Origin of the sequence: Pseudomonas algeriensis (genome assembly GCF_048847255.1) — a bacterium.
Lineage (GTDB): Bacteria > Pseudomonadota > Gammaproteobacteria > Pseudomonadales > Pseudomonadaceae > Aquipseudomonas.
Genome location: NZ_JBKKRK010000019.1, coordinates 41,856 through 56,759, shown reverse-complemented (window position 1 = coordinate 56,759; position 14,904 = coordinate 41,856). Strand labels below are relative to the sequence as shown.

At 59.8% G+C, this 14,904-nt stretch carries 13 protein-coding genes; all 13 read left to right on the top strand.

What is annotated here, in order from left to right; genetic code table 11:
* The first annotated feature begins 122 nt into the window (after nucleotides 1-122).
* The 13 genes from rfbF to pseI are packed head-to-tail and all read left to right on the top strand — an operon-like array spanning nucleotide 123 to nucleotide 14,833.
* A complete protein-coding gene (gene rfbF, locus ACLK1G_RS22420) occupies nucleotides 123-896 on the top strand; it encodes a glucose-1-phosphate cytidylyltransferase (RefSeq protein WP_420767398.1) in 774 nt (257 codons plus the stop codon).
* Nucleotides 878-1,960 (top strand): CDP-glucose 4,6-dehydratase, encoded by a 1,083-nt coding sequence (gene rfbG, locus ACLK1G_RS22415; protein ID WP_420767397.1) that lies wholly within the window; start codon nucleotides 878-880, stop codon nucleotides 1,958-1,960. Before rfbF ends, rfbG begins: the two co-directional genes overlap by 19 nt.
* Nucleotides 1,957-2,517: a dTDP-4-dehydrorhamnose 3,5-epimerase gene (gene rfbC / locus ACLK1G_RS22410; protein WP_420767396.1), complete on the top strand. Its 561-nt coding sequence runs from the start codon at nucleotides 1,957-1,959 to the stop codon at nucleotides 2,515-2,517. Before rfbG ends, rfbC begins: the two co-directional genes overlap by 4 nt.
* Entirely contained in the window at nucleotides 2,514-3,740 is a 1,227-nt protein-coding gene (locus ACLK1G_RS22405) for a methyltransferase domain-containing protein (RefSeq protein WP_420767395.1), read from the top strand. Before rfbC ends, ACLK1G_RS22405 begins: the two co-directional genes overlap by 4 nt.
* Complete coding sequence (locus ACLK1G_RS22400) at nucleotides 3,737-4,594, top strand: NAD-dependent epimerase/dehydratase family protein (RefSeq protein WP_420767394.1); 858 nt, start codon at nucleotides 3,737-3,739, stop codon at nucleotides 4,592-4,594. The genes ACLK1G_RS22405 and ACLK1G_RS22400 overlap by 4 nt, the downstream gene beginning before the upstream one ends.
* Nucleotides 4,584-5,654: a class I SAM-dependent methyltransferase gene (locus ACLK1G_RS22395; RefSeq protein WP_420767393.1), complete on the top strand. Its 1,071-nt coding sequence runs from the start codon at nucleotides 4,584-4,586 to the stop codon at nucleotides 5,652-5,654. Before ACLK1G_RS22400 ends, ACLK1G_RS22395 begins: the two co-directional genes overlap by 11 nt.
* Before the next feature lie 16 nt (nucleotides 5,655-5,670).
* The gene (locus tag ACLK1G_RS22390; protein WP_420767392.1) at nucleotides 5,671-6,408 is read left to right on the top strand and encodes a cephalosporin hydroxylase family protein; all 738 of its coding nucleotides are present in this window, start codon (nucleotides 5,671-5,673) and stop codon (nucleotides 6,406-6,408) included.
* A 51-nt stretch (nucleotides 6,409-6,459) separates the two neighbouring features.
* Complete coding sequence (locus ACLK1G_RS22385) at nucleotides 6,460-9,393, top strand: TIGR00180 family glycosyltransferase (RefSeq protein WP_420767391.1); 2,934 nt, start codon at nucleotides 6,460-6,462, stop codon at nucleotides 9,391-9,393.
* Nucleotides 9,394-9,419: 26 nt separating this feature from the next.
* Complete coding sequence (gene pseB, locus ACLK1G_RS22380) at nucleotides 9,420-10,421, top strand: UDP-N-acetylglucosamine 4,6-dehydratase (inverting) (RefSeq protein WP_420767390.1); 1,002 nt, start codon at nucleotides 9,420-9,422, stop codon at nucleotides 10,419-10,421.
* Nucleotides 10,418-11,578 (top strand): UDP-4-amino-4,6-dideoxy-N-acetyl-beta-L-altrosamine transaminase, encoded by a 1,161-nt coding sequence (gene pseC, locus ACLK1G_RS22375; RefSeq protein ID WP_420767389.1) that lies wholly within the window; start codon nucleotides 10,418-10,420, stop codon nucleotides 11,576-11,578. The genes pseB and pseC overlap by 4 nt, the downstream gene beginning before the upstream one ends.
* Nucleotides 11,579-11,584: 6 nt before the next feature.
* Complete coding sequence (gene pseF, locus ACLK1G_RS22370) at nucleotides 11,585-12,286, top strand: pseudaminic acid cytidylyltransferase (RefSeq protein WP_420767388.1); 702 nt, start codon at nucleotides 11,585-11,587, stop codon at nucleotides 12,284-12,286.
* Nucleotides 12,283-13,788, top strand: a complete 1,506-nt coding sequence (pseG, locus tag ACLK1G_RS22365; RefSeq protein WP_420767387.1) for a UDP-2,4-diacetamido-2,4,6-trideoxy-beta-L-altropyranose hydrolase — start codon at nucleotides 12,283-12,285, stop codon at nucleotides 13,786-13,788. Before pseF ends, pseG begins: the two co-directional genes overlap by 4 nt.
* The gene (gene pseI / locus ACLK1G_RS22360) at nucleotides 13,781-14,833 is read left to right on the top strand and encodes a pseudaminic acid synthase (protein ID WP_420767386.1); all 1,053 of its coding nucleotides are present in this window, start codon (nucleotides 13,781-13,783) and stop codon (nucleotides 14,831-14,833) included. The genes pseG and pseI overlap by 8 nt, the downstream gene beginning before the upstream one ends.
* Nucleotides 14,834-14,904: the final 71 nt, after the last annotated feature.

The window sequence follows — 14,904 nt, the reverse complement described above, 5'->3', positions numbered from 1 at the left end:
CGCCATAAAACGAGCGCTCGCGGCCTTTCGCAGCGCCCAAATCGGCATTGAAGGTGTAATCCCCGCGTCCGCAAAGCGAAACAACGCTTGGTCGAGCCCGGTGATGAACAAGAGGGGAGACGATGAAGGCAGTTATCTTGGCAGGTGGTCTCGGCACGCGGATCAGCGAGGAGTCGCACCTCAAGCCCAAGCCGATGATCGAGATCGGTGGCAAGCCAATTCTTTGGCACATCATGAAGCAGTATTCCGCCCATGGAATCCACGACTTCGTGATCTGCCTGGGCTACAAGGGCTATGCCATCAAGGATTTCTTCGCCAACTACTTCCTGCACACCTCCGACGTTACCTTCGACATGTGCAACAACCGCATGGACGTTCACCAGAACTACAGTGAACCGTGGCGTGTGACCTTGATCGACACTGGCGATGACACCATGACCGGTGGGCGACTGCGTCGGGCGGCGCGTTACCTGGAGAATGAAGAGGCGTTCTGCTTCACCTATGGCGACGGTGTGTCGGATCTCAATATTGGCGCGCTGGTGGATTTTCATTTGTCCCACGGCAAGCTTGCCACGGTGACAGCCGTCCAGCCGCCTGGACGTTACGGTGCGCTGGAGCGCAACGGCGATTCTGTCCTCGGGTTTACCGAAAAACCGCGAGGCGATGGCGGTTGGATCAATGGCGGATTCTTCGTGCTTTCGCCCAAGGTGTTGCCTTATATCGCTGACGATCAGACCTCATGGGAAGCCGAACCGCTGGCGACGCTGGCAGCGCAGGAGCAACTCAACGCTTTCCAGCACGACGGGTTCTGGCATCCGATGGACACCTTGCGGGACAAGAACCACCTCGAAGCCCTGTGGCAAAGCGGCGAGGCCCCATGGAAGCAATGGTCTTGAACCCTGAATTCTGGCGTGGCAAGCGTGTACTGGTCACAGGCCATACCGGCTTCAAGGGCAGTTGGCTGACGCTGTGGCTGCAAAGCCTCGGGGCCAAGGTCAGTGGTTTTTCCCTCGACCCCGCCACCCAGCCGAACCTGTTCGAGTTGGCCCGCGTGAGCGAGGGCATCGATGACCGGCGCGGTGACTTGCGCGACCTCGGCGCCTTGCTGGAACTGCTGGCCGACCTGCAGCCGGAGATCGTCCTGCACCTCGCCGCTCAGCCGCTGGTGCGCGAAGGTTACCGGGACCCATTGGGCACGTATTCCAGCAACGTCATGGGCACTCTCAACCTGCTGGAAGCGGTTCGCCAGGTGGGTGGCGTCAAGGCATGTGTACTGGTTACCACCGACAAGGTCTACGCCAACCAGGAATGGTTATGGCCCTACCGCGAAAACGAGCCTTTGGGCGGTCACGATCCTTATAGCAGCAGCAAGGCCTGCTGCGAATTGCTGGCGCAGTCTTATGCCGCCTCATTCTTTTCGGCTGAGCGCTATGCCGAGCATGGCCTTGCTCTGGCCACGGCGCGGGCCGGCAATGTGCTGGGCGGCGGTGATTTCGCTCCCGAGCGCCTGATTCCCGACGTGCTTAAAGCCTGGTCGGCAGACGAGCCGGTGACGCTGCGTTATCCACAGGCCGTTCGTCCGTGGCAGCACGCCCTGGAACCGTTGGCCGGTTACCTGTTATTGGCTGAGTGCCTTTATCAGCAGGGACCAGAGTTCGCCGGTGCCTGGAACTTCGGCCCGGGTGAAACCGACATGTGCAGCGTCGGCGAGGTCGTCCAGCTGTTGGCCGAGCGCTGGCCGCAAGCGCCCGGCCTGCGCATCGAGCCGAGCGACTTACATGAGGCCGGCCTGTTGCGCCTGGACAGCAGTCGCGCCCGGCAGCTGCTTGGCTGGCAGCCGCGCTGGTCGTTGCAACAATGCCTGGCCCAGACCCTGGATTGGCACTTGGCATGGCAGGACGGCGATGATATGCGTCAAGTCAGCCTCGGCCAACTGAACCTGTATCGAGGGGCGTTGTGAGCGAGTTTTCCTTGATGGCGTTGCCGCTGGCTGGTCTGTTCAGCGTTCAGCACAAACGCTTCGAAGACCAGCGCGGGCATTTCGCCCGGCTGTTCTGCGAAGGTAGCCTGAGCGCATTTGGCCAGCCATTTCATATCCGCCAGATCAACCATTCCTGCACTCGTGAGCGCGGTAGCGTGCGTGGGTTGCATTATCAGAACGCGGCGCAGCCGGAAGCCAAGCTGATCACCTGCCTGCGTGGCGAAGTCTGGGATGTAGCAGTGGATCTGCGTCCCGATTCCGAGACGTTTTTGCATTGGCATGCCGAGCACTTGAAGGCTGGCGATGGCCGCAGCCTGTTGATCCCGGCCGGGTTTGCCCATGGGTTCCAGACCCTGACCGAAGACGCCGAGCTGCTTTACTTGCACAGTGCCGACTACGCTCCCGAGCACGAGGGCGGCCTGTCGGTGAATGATCCGCGGCTGGCGATTGCCTGGCCGCTGTCTGTCAATAATCTGTCGAGCCGGGACAGCAACCATCCCTTGCTCGACGAGCGTTTCGCTGGAGTGCGTCTATGAACTGCCGAGGTTGCGGAACTGCCCTGGCTTTGCCTTTGATCGATCTTGGTACTTCGCCGCCATCCAACGCTTATGTGCGGGCCGACCAACTGGATCAGGCCGAGCAGTGGATGCCGCTCAAGGTCGCGGTGTGCCAGCAATGCTGGTTGGTGCAGACCGAGGACTACACCCGCGCGGACACATTGTTTGACGCTGAGTACGCCTATTTCAGTTCGTTCTCCAGCACCTGGCTGGCCCACGCCGAGCGCTACGTTGCCGAGATGGTGGAGCGCTTCGAATTGAGTGCAGACAGTCGCGTGGTGGAAATTGCCGCCAACGATGGCTACCTGTTGCAGTACGTGGCCAAGCGCGGTATTCCCTGCCTGGGCGTCGAGCCGACGCGCAGCACCGCCGAGGCCGCTCGTGCCAAAGGCCTGGTGATCCGCGAGTTGTTCTTTGGTCGCGAAACGGCCACGCAACTGATCGGCGAAGGCTGGGCAGCGGATTTGATGGCGGCCAACAACGTATTGGCCCACGTGCCGGACATCAACGATTTCCTTGCTGGTTTTGCCACCCTGCTCAAGCCAACCGGCGTAGCGACTTTCGAGTTTCCGCAACTGCTGACATTGATGGCCGGGCAGCAATTCGACACGCTGTACCACGAGCATTTTTCCTACTTGTCGCTGACGTCCGTGCAAACCCTGTGCGAGCGCAACGGGCTGGAAGTATTCGATGTCAGCCGGTTGTCGACCCATGGCGGTTCGTTGCGAGTCTTCGTCCAGCGTGCCGACGGAGTGCGGCGGCCGATCCAGTCCTCGGTGCAGCAACAATTGCAGGCCGAACAGGAGGCTGGCGTGAAGACCGCCGCGTACTACGCCACCCTGGCGCCGGCTGCCGAAGCGATCAAGCATGGCTTGCTGCGTTTCCTGTTGCAGGCCAAGGCCGATGGCAAGCGTGTGGTGGGCTATGGCGCAGCGGCCAAGGGCAATACATTGCTGAATTATGCGGGGGTCAGGCCCGACCTGCTGGCATGGGTAGCCGATGCCAATCCACACAAACAAGGTAAATACTTGCCGGGCAGTCGCATTCCCATAGTGGCGCCTGAGCGTATTGCCGCCGAGAAGCCTGATTACATTCTCGTCCTGCCTTGGAACCTGCTGAGCGAAGTCAGCCAGCAGTTGGAAGAGGTGCGTGGGTGGGGTGGCCGATTTGTAGTCGCCGTACCTGAGTTGACGCTCCTATGAAGGTGCTGGTGACGGGGGCAACCGGATTTGTGGGTCGACATCTCGTCGAAGCTCTGCTCGCGCGTGGTTGCCAGGTTCGGGCCGTTGCGCGTCGGGTCGAGCCGGCCGAGGCGCTGCCCTGGTTCGACCGTGTTGAATTCGTCGCGGCCGATGTCCATTCCAAAGAGCTGGACGTCGCTGCATTGGTCAAGGGTGTCGATGCCTTGGCGCACCTGGCGTGGCCGGGATTGCCGAATTACCAGGCCCTCCTTCATTTCGAACATAACCTGATGGCCGATTATCAGTTCATCAAACAGGTAGTCGTGGCGGGGGTGGGACAGGTGCTGGTCACGGGTACCTGTTTTGAATACGGCCTGCAGAGCGGGCCGCTTGACGAGCAGACTGCGCCACAACCGTCCAACCCTTACGGCTTGGCAAAAAATACCTTGCGCCTGTTTCTTGAACACCTGCAACGCGAGCATTCGTTTACGTTGCAGTGGGTACGCTTGTTCTATTTGCACGGCATCGGTCAGAACCCCAACAGCCTGCTCGCGGCGCTGGACCGGGCCATCGATGCCCAAGCGCCGGTATTCGATATGTCAGGTGGCGAGCAGTTGCGCGATTACCTGGCCATCGAAACAGCGAGTGCTTATATGGCGGGTCTGCTGTCGCGGCGCGAATTCAATGGTGTCGTCAATTGCTCAAGTGGCGAACCGGTGTCGGTTCGCGCACTGGTAGAAGCACGCCTGCGCGAGCGTGGCGCGGCCATTCGCCTGAACTTGGGCCATTATCCCTATCCGACCCACGAACCCATGGCGTTCTGGGGCGTGGCCGAACGTTTGCAAACCTTGTTGGGAGCCGAACATGACGCGTGAGCTGTACCGGGCCGCCGGCCTTCCGGTTCTGCAGAACCGTACCTTCGCCGATGAGCAGTCGGCCAGAGCCTCGGCGAGTGCCGACATGGTGTTGGTTCAGGACGACGTGAGCGGGTTGGTTTTCAACCAAGCGTTCGATGCGGACAAGCTCAGCTATGACAGCGACTACCAGAATGAACAGGCCCACTCCGGTCAGTTCCAGAGGCATCTCGCTGACGTGGAAGGCATCATCGCCAGGCATTTCAGCGGTCAGGACTTGATCGAGGTCGGTTGCGGCAAAGGCTATTTCCTGGAACTGCTCAAAGAACGTGGTTATGCGATCACGGGTATCGACCCTGCCTATGAGGGGGACAACGCCGACGTGATCAAGGCGCCGTTCACTCGCGATCTGGGCCTGTCGGCCGACGCGGTCGTGCTACGTCACGTGCTGGAGCATATTCAGGATCCGGTGGCTTTCCTTGCAGAAATCTCAGCGGCCAACCAGGGCGGACAGATTTACATTGAAGTGCCGTGCCTGGACTGGATCCTGGAGCATCGTGCCTGGTTCGACTTGTTCTATGAGCACGTGAACTATTTCCGCCTCGATGACCTGCGCCGGATGTTTGGCACGGTGCATGAGGCCGGGCACCTGTTCGGCGGTCAGTACCTGTACATCGTTGCCGATCTGGCCACGTTGCGCCTGGAGCCGGAGCAACCCGTTCCAGCCTTGCAAATGCCAGACGAATTCACCGCCAGCCTCAGTCGCGCCGTGCAGATCGTTCAGGCCGCGCCGCAACAAGGCTCGGCGATCTGGGGGGCATCCTCCAAAGGGGTGATCTACTTGCTATTCCTGCAACGAGCCGGTGTAACGGTGGACTGCGTGGTGGATATCAACCCGGCCAAGCAGGGGCGATATCTGCCGCTGTCGGGCGCCCGGGTGTCTTCGCCGCAAGAAGCCATGAATGCATTGCCCGAAGGCGCCAACCTGTTCGTAATGAATTCCAATTACCTCGAAGAGATCAAGCGGATGACCGGTGGGCGCTACGTCTACCACGCCGTTGACAGCGCTTCGTTCCTATAACCGCGAGATTCGAAAAATGACTGACAACACTATCCATACAGCTTTCGAAGCCCAATGCCAGACCGAAATCGCCGGGCAAGGCCAAGATCAGAAACTCGTCGGCTTGGCCAAGGAGTTTTTCAACGAGTCGGCCCGCCACAAGTACAGCTACCATTTTTCATGGATGGGCCGGCCAATCATCCAACTGCCGCAGGACATGATGGCCATGCAGGAACTGATCTGGCAGATCAAGCCTGACCTGATCATCGAATGCGGTATCGCCCACGGCGGTTCGATCATCTATTACGCTTCGTTGCTGGAGTTGCAAGGCCACGGCGAAGTATTGGGCATCGACCTGGATATCCGCCCGCACAACCGTGAAGCCATCGAGAGCCATCCGATGAGCAAGCGCATCTCGATGATCGAGGGTTCGAGCATCGATCCGGCCATTGCCGAGCAGGTCCATGCAGCGGCCAAAGGCAAGAAAGTTATTCTGGTACTCGACTCCAACCACACCCATGACCATGTCCTCGAAGAACTGCGCCTGTACGCGCCGCTGGTTTCGGTGGGCAGCTACTGCGTGGTGATGGACACGGTGGTGGAAGACATGCCGGCGGACTTCTTCCCGGATCGCCCATGGGGCCCGGGCGACAACCCGAAAACCGCTGTGTGGAAATACCTCGAAGAAAACGACAGCTTCGAAATCGACCAGCAACTGCAGAACAAGCTGCTGATCACCGTTGCGCCGGATGGTTATCTGCGTCGGGTTCGTTAATCCATCCGTTTCAAGTCATTGGCGTCTGGCAGGTTGTGGGGACTAGGAAATATGCAGGTTCGAAATATGCTTCAAAACAACGTGGCACCGCTGAGCGAGCGGTTCACCGTGGTAGTCATCTCCCACAACCGCAGCGCATTTCTGCGCCGCACATTGCATTACTACAGCAGCTATCCGTGTTCGGTATTGGTATTGGACTCGTCGGTGGAGCGCGATGATCGGATCGCCGAGGATTTTCCGTCGGTCGATTACCGCCACTTGCCCCAGTTCACCTACAAAGGGCTTCAGGAAAAATTGACCTACGGTGTCAACCAGGTCAAAACGCCTTATATGGTGTTCGCCGCCGACGACGATTTCCTGCTGCATGATGCCTTGACCGAATCGGTTGAGTTTCTCGAAGCCAACCCCGACTACGGCCTTTGCCACGGCTACGGCATCATGTATTTGTCCTGCGCAACAGAAGTCTGCTACTTCCGCCGTGACCGCAAGGTGCATGAGGACTACGACAGCGAACTGGCCGAGGACCGTGTGATCCGTTTCATGGATCAATTCCTGCCGCCGTTCTACGCCGTGACCCGCACTGACTTGCTGCAACAGTGGTACGGCATGTTGCCGCCTGGCACCAGTTTCGAGTGGCAGGAGATCGGCCATACCTTTTACTTGCTGGCTTGTGCCAAGGCGCGGATCCTGCCGATTCCGTTCGCCGTGCGCGAACTCAACTACGGCGGTTCCGAACACAACACCAACGTGCTGACGGTGTTGAGTTACAAAGACGCCAAAAGCGTCGCCGAGCGTGAGCAGTTCGCCGAGTTCCTGGCATCGGTGCCGACCCAGCTCAGCGAGCAGGCTCCGGAACGCATCAAGCAGATTGCCCTGGACAGTTTTGCGGCCATGGCCGACTGCCTGCAGCAAGGGCGTTCGCTCAAGGGCACGCAGATTATCCGTTCGGCCTGGTTGGAGGCCGGTGGTGAGCCGGTTCGTTCGTTTGGCCCACAGCAATTTGTTGAAATGCCTTTCTACAATCAACGGGTCTTCGATCTTCTGACTCACTTTGAATTCCTGCTGCATGCCATGCCAGCCGGCCGCCTTCAGCTTCAACAATTGGAAGGCATTCTGCTGCGTCAGCATGAGCTGATGCGTGTGCAACCAAACGATAACGAGCGCACCCTACGCAGCCGTCTGTGGGAAGCCCAAGGCCTGTACGCGTTCAACCGCACCGTGATCAAGCGCCTGGCCGAGTCGTTGAAAAGCAGCGATGAGCCTGATGAGGCAGTGAAACTGCAGGCCTGGGCCGAGCGCCTGGACTCGGTGCCGGGTCAGCAAGAGCGCCGGTTACTGGAAAACATGCACTCCGGCCGTTTGTTAAATTGGCTTGAGGCGCGTAATCCAGATGCGCAGCAGCTCAAGTCCATCGCGGCGCACCTGGCCGAGCATCAAGGCGGCCCGCGGTTCGGCATCTTGTTGCTGGACCTGGACGCTGACATGTTCAAGCTGCAGGCGACCTTCGACAGCCTGGTCAACGGTCATAGCAAGGCGTTCAACGTGGTGGTCTTCACCACCGGCGACCTGCCGGCGACCACCACCGTGCGCGACACCGTGCACTTCGTCAAAGTCAGCACTGGCAATTATGTCGAGCGAATCAACCAGATCATCGGGCAGTCCTCCGCCGACTGGATGGTACTGGCCGAGGCTGGCGACCAGTTCACCGAAAGCGGTCTGCTGCGCGCCAGTCTTGAACTGATCGGCGCCGATGGCGTGCGTGCCGTGGCCATGGACGAAATCCAGCGTAAGGCCGACGGCAGCCTGGTCGATGTGTTCCGTCCTGGCGTCAATCTTGACTTCCTGCAATCGGTGCCTTCGCTGATGGCGCGGCATTGGCTGATTCGTCGTGACGTGCTGGTACAGGCACGCGGTTTTACGCCTGAATACACCCAGGCGTTGGAGTTGGACGTGTTGTTGCGTCTGATCGAAGAGGCGGGGCTTGCCGGCCTGGCGCATCTGTCCGAGCCGTTGCTGATCTGCAATGCCCCGGCGCAAGAGGAAAATGCCCAGGAGCGTCAAGTACTGACGCGCCACTTGGCGGCCCGGGGTTATCGTGCCCAGGTCACCTCGGCGCAACCGCTGACCTATCAAATCGACTACCAGCATGCCGAGCGGCCGTTGGTATCGATCATTCTCGAAAGCCGGGACAACTTCGAACAGATTCAACAGGCGCTGGTCAGCGTGCTGCAGCGCACCCGTTATCATCGCCATGAAATCCTGATCGCCGATAACCATAGCCAGTCCGAAGCAATGGCCCAGTGGCTCGACAGCCTGGAAGGCAAAGGCGATCGGATCCGTATCCTGCGCAGCGATCGGCGCTTGAGTGCGTCGGCTCTGTACAACTGGGCGAGCGCCCAGGCCAAGGGTGAATACCTGGTGCTGTTGTCGGCCGAGGTGCAAGTGATCAACGCCAACTGGCTCGACAGCTTGCTCAACCAGGCCCAGCGACCGGAAGTGGGGATCGTCGGCAGCAAACAGATGGATATTCGCGGCATCACCACCCAGGCTGGCCTGGTGCTCAAGCCCGATGGCCAGGTGGCCTCGGTGTTCGTTGGCGAACGCAAGGACGCCAAGGGTTATCTCAATGGCCATCAGGCGGAACAGAACTACTCGGCGGTATCCGGTGTTTGCCTGATGATCCGCAAGGACTTGTTCGACGCCATAGGTGGACTGGACGAAGAACATTTCGCCGAGGCTTTTGCCGACGTCGACCTTTGCCTGAAAGCGGCCGATGCGGGTTATCTCACGGTCTGGACACCCCAGGCGCAGATGCTGCACGCCGGTACGTTCCCCGATGCGCCGGAGGTGGTCGAGGCCTTGCGCAGCAAGTGGCAGGCGCGCTTCGACCATGACGCGGCCCGTAACCCGAACCTGGCGTTGACCGGTACTGGCTTTGTGCTGGGTACCGCTGTGGCGGTGGATTGGGCACGGTTACTGGCATAAGCCTGCCAGGCAAAAGGAATCAGGATATGTTCAACGGTAAATCGATTTTCATCTCAGGCGGCACCGGCTCGTTCGGGCGAAATTTCATCCGCCGGTTGCTGGAGCAATACCAGCCCAAGCGCGTGGTGGTCTTTTCCCGCGACGAACTCAAGCAGTACGAGATGCAACAAACCTTCAATGCTCCGTGCATGCGTTATTTCCTGGGGGACGTGCGTGACGCCGACCGTTTGCGCCAGGCCATGCGCGGGATTGATTACGTTGTGCATGCAGCGGCGCTCAAGCAAGTGCCCGCAGCGGAATACAATCCCACCGAATGCATTCGCACCAATGTCAATGGCGCAGAGAACATCATCGCAGCGGCCATCGACAACGGCGTGAAAAAAGTCGTTGCGCTGTCCACCGACAAAGCGGCCAGCCCAATCAATCTATACGGCGCGACCAAGTTGCTGTCGGATAAGCTATTCGTGGCGGCCAACAACATTGCGGGGGAACAGCAGACCCGCTTCGCCGTGGTTCGTTACGGCAACGTTGCCGGTTCGAGAGGCTCTGTGGTGCCGTTCTTCAGCAAGCTGATCGCGGAGGGCGCGACGGAGCTACCGATCACCGATGAACGCATGACTCGCTTCTGGATCACTCTCGATCACGGCGTACAATTCGTGCTGGACAGTTTCGCCCGCATGCACGGAGGTGAGGTATTCGTGCCGAAGATTCCATCGATTCGCATCGTCGACCTGGCGTCGGGCATGGCCGGGCACCTGCCTCACAAGAACGTGGGCATCCGGCCCGGTGAAAAGCTTCATGAGTTGATGGTGCCGCTGGACGACGCGCGCATGACCATCGAGTTCGCCGATCACTACACCATCCAGCCATCGATTCGCTTCACCAGCGTGGACGTGGATTTTGCTGTGGACAACCTGGGTGAACGAGGCAGGGCCGTCGCGGAGGACTTCGAGTATCGCTCCGACACCAACCCGCACTTTCTTTCGGTGAAGCAGATCGCTGATTTGCACGCCCGGCTGTCGGTATGATTCCTTACGGTAGGCAAAGCCTCGATCAGGCTGATATCGATGCCGTGGTGGCTGTGTTGCGGTCCGATTGGCTGACGCAAGGGCCTGCGATCGAGGATTTTGAACAGGCGATGGCCCGTCGCTGCCAGGCGGGTCATGCCGTGGCAGTGTGCAATGCGACCGCCGCGCTGCACATCGCTTGCCTGGCGGCTGGGCTTGGGCCGGGGGACCGTTTGTGGACCACGCCCAACACGTTCCTGGCCTCGGCCAACTGCGGCCGCTACTGTGGCGCGCAGGTGGATTTCGTCGATATCGATCCGCTGACCTGGAACCTGGATGCCGTTGCCCTGGCCGCAAAGCTTGAACAGGCCGAGCGTGACGGGAGCCTGCCAAAGGTGTTGGTGGCGGTAGCGTTCTCCGGGCAAAGCTGTGACATGCGTGAAGTGGCTCGCTTGTCCGAGCGCTACGGGTTCACGGTCATTGAAGATGCCTCTCACGCGGTGGGCGCGTCTTATGCCGGCAGGCCGGTGGGGTGTGGCGAATTTGCGGACATGACGGTGTTCAGTTTCCACCCAGTGAAAATTATTACCAGCGCCGAAGGTGGGATGGTCTTGACCAATCGCCCGGAGCTGGCGCAGCGCCTGCGACGTCTGCGCAGCCATGGGATGACCCGTGACGCTGAACAGATGAGCGAGCCCAGCCATGGGCCTTGGTATTACCAGCAGGTGGAGTTGGGATTCAATTACCGCATCACGGATCTTCAAGCTGCCCTGGGGCTTTCCCAGTTGGATAAGCTTGAACGTTTCATCGCCCGCCGTCGTGCACTGGCGGCGCGCTATAACCGCTTGCTGAATGGTTTGCCACTGACCTTGCCCGGTTTGCAACCCGAGGCCGAATCGGCTTGGCATTTGTATGTAGTGCGCTTGCGGCTCGACGAGATATCCCTGGATCATCGCCAGATTTTCGAAGGCTTGCGTGCGGCAGGGATCGGCGTGAACCTGCACTACATACCGGTTCACCTGCAGCCGTATTACCGCGAACTGGGATTTGCCCCTGGAGACTATCCACAGGCTGAGCGTTATTACGCAGAGGCCATCAGCTTGCCGATGTTTCCTTCCCTCAGTGATGAACAGCAAGACTATGTGATGGGGCAACTGCAACGATTGCTTGAGGAGTAACGACGCGTGAGCGCAATCGCGATCATTCCCGCCCGTGGCGGCAGCAAGCGCATTCCTCGCAAGAACCTGAAGCCGTTCGATGGCGTGCCCATGATTGCCCGCTCGATTCGCACGGCGTTGGACTCGGGACTTTTCAACTGGGTGATTGTCAGTACCGATGACGAAGAAATTGCTGAATTGGCGATGGCTCATGGTGCGCAAGTGCCGTTCTTGCGACCAGCCGCGCTGGCGGATGATTTCACCGGGACGGCAGCGGTGATGGTTCACGCCCTGGGTGAGCTACGTGAGCGCTCGTTCGATTTCGCCTGTTGCATCTACGCCACGGCGCCGCTGTTGCAAGCGCGGTTTTTACGTGAGGGCATTGACTTGCTGCGCGGCCATCCGGACAAGTCGTTCGCGTTTTCCGTGAGCAGTTTCGGTTTTCCCGTACAGCGCGCCTTGACGTTGGATGAGCAGGGCGCGTTGACCCCACTGTATCCGCAATTTCGCGATACGCGCTCCCAGGACCTGGTTGAAGCTTTCCAGGACGCCGGCCAATTCTATTGGGGGCGTCGGGACGCCTGGTTGCGTGGCGATACGTTGTTTTCGTCGAGAAGCCTGCCGGTTGTGCTGCCTCGTCATCTGGTGCAAGACATCGACACAGCCGAGGACTGGAAGCGCGCCGAGTATCTCTACGCCGCTTTGAGAGCGGGCGGTGAATTGCAATGAGAGTGCTGATTCGCGCCGATGCTTCGCCAATCATCGGCAGCGGGCACATTGCCCGTTGCCTGACCCTGGCGCGAGCCCTGCGCGGGCAAGGCGTGCACGTCGCGTTTGCTTGTCGGCTGCTTGTTGGGCATCGTCTGCACGCTCTGACGGCCGAGGGCTTCGAAACGTTCGCCCTGCCGGACCTTTATCGCGGGGAAGATCCGCAACAGGCCATCGAATCGTTGCTGCCCTGGCAAGCGGATATCGATGCGTTGGAACAAGCGTTGGCCGAGCGGCCCGGCTTCGACTGGGTCATTGTTGACCACTATGGTCTGGATCAACGTTGGCAGACTGCGGCCCGGCGCTTCGCGCCTCGGATCATGGCATTGGATGACCTGGCGACTCGGACTTACAGCGCTGACCTCTTGCTCAATCAGAATTTGTCCGGCACGCAAGCTGCGTATGAAGGATTGTTGCCTGAGCATTGCCGGACGCTGCTGGGACCGCGTTACGCGTTGTTGCGCGATGAGTTTCGTTGCGGGGCGATTGAGATAAAAAAGAAGGTCAGGCGCGTACTCGTCAATTTCGGCGGTTTCGATGCGGCGATGCAGACCCATCACGCAATGCTGGCGCTGGTGGCTTACCCCGAGCTGGAAGTGGATTTTGTCGCCGGTGCGGACAACCCGGCCTGGGCTCGGATGCAACGGATGGCGGCGAGCCGACCCCACTGGCGATTGCACAGCTTCGTCAGCGATTTTCATCAGCTCATGCTGGAGGCCGATCTGTTCATCGGGGCCGGTGGCGGAACCAGTTGGGAGCGGGCCGCCATGGGGTTGCCCACGATCTGTATCGCGGTATCGAACAACCAGCAGGCCAACAGCGATGTCATGGCGACGTTCGGTGCCCATGTCTATCTCGGGTGCAGAGAAAGCGTCACCGTTGAACAGTTGCGCCAGGCTATCGGCTTTGTCGTGGATAACCAGGGGTTGCGTCAGAGTCTTGCGCAGCACTCCCGGCAATTGGTCGATGGCCTGGGTGCCTTGCGCGTAGCCGTCGCACTGGCTGGTGCCTTGCTGCGGGTTCGTCCGGCCACGCAAGCCGACGCCCGTTTGCTTTTCGAGGGGCGTAATGCCGAGGTCGTGCGCCGCGTATCGCTGGATCAGTCGCCCGTCGACTGGGATCGTCATTGCCAATGGCTGCAAGCCAGTCTGGTCAATCCACAGCGCTTGTTGTTGGTTGGCGAAGCGTCCGACGGACCCGTCGGTGTATTGCGTTATGACCTGCAAGGCAGCGAAGCGCTGGTATCGATTTATTTGTTCAAGAACCGCCTGGGGTTGGGGTGGGGCAGGGCATTGCTGGCCCGTGGTGAGGCGTTTGCTACCGTCCATTGGCCGCAACTGCGCAGCTTTACCGCTCAGATCCTGCCCGCTAACCAAGCGTCTCTGGCGTTGTTCCGCCAGGCAGGTTTCAGTCAGGGCACATGCGTGTTTACCCGCGTATTGAAGGAAGAAATTCATGAGTAGTTTCAAGATCGGTCAGCGCAGCATCGGGGCTGACGCGCCGCCTTTCATCATTGCCGAGATGAGCGGCAACCATAACCAATCCCTGGAGGTGGCCTTGCAGATCGTCGAAGCCGCTGCCCGAGCCGGTGCTCACGCTTTGAAGCTGCAGACCTACACCGCCGATACCATGACGTTAGATCTGAGCGAAGGGGAGTTCTTCATCAGGGACCCCAGCAGCCTTTGGGCTGGAACATCCCTTTATGATTTGTACGAAAAAGCTCATACGCCGTGGGAATGGCACGCGCCGATTTTTGCCCGGGCCAAGGCGCTGGGGATGCTAGCGTTCTCGACCCCGTTCGACGAAACGGCGGTGGACTTCCTGGAAAGCCTGGATGTGCCGGCCTACAAGATCGCCAGTTTCGAAAACACTGACTTGGCGCTGATTCGCCGGGTCGCTGCCACCGGCAAGCCGTTGATTATCTCCACCGGCATGGCCAGCATCGCCGAACTCGACGAAACCGTGCGTGCCGCCCGCCAGGCTGGTTGCAAGGATTTGGTGCTGCTCAAGTGCACCAGCACCTACCCGGCGACGCCGGCCAATAGCAACGTGCGCACCATCCCCCATCTGCGGGAGTTGTTCGGCTGTGAGGTAGGTTTGTCGGACCACTCCATGGGCGTCGGGGTATCCGTGGCTGCGGTGGCGCTGGGGGCGACCGTCGTGGAAAAGCATTTCACCCTTGACCGTGCCGCTGGCGGCGTGGACGCCAGTTTCTCCCTGGAGCCGGCAGAGCTGGCAGCGCTGGTGATCGAAACCGAGCGCGCCTGGCAGGCCATGGGACAGGTGCGCTATGGCGTGACCGAGGCCGAGCAGAAATCGCTGGTCTATCGTCGTTCGCTGTACGCTACGCAGGACATGGCCACCGGCGAAGTGTTCACGTCGCAGAACGTCCGGGCCATCCGTCCGGGGCTCGGGTTGGCGCCCAAACATCTGGATTCCTTAATGGGTCGTCGTGCCCGCCAGGCAATCAAGCGTGGCACGGCGCTGTCCTGGTCATTGGTTGAATAGCTTCTCAATGGGCTTATTCGGCAATTTAGCGTGACCTGCGAGTCATAACGCGCATCTTCACTGTATTGTAT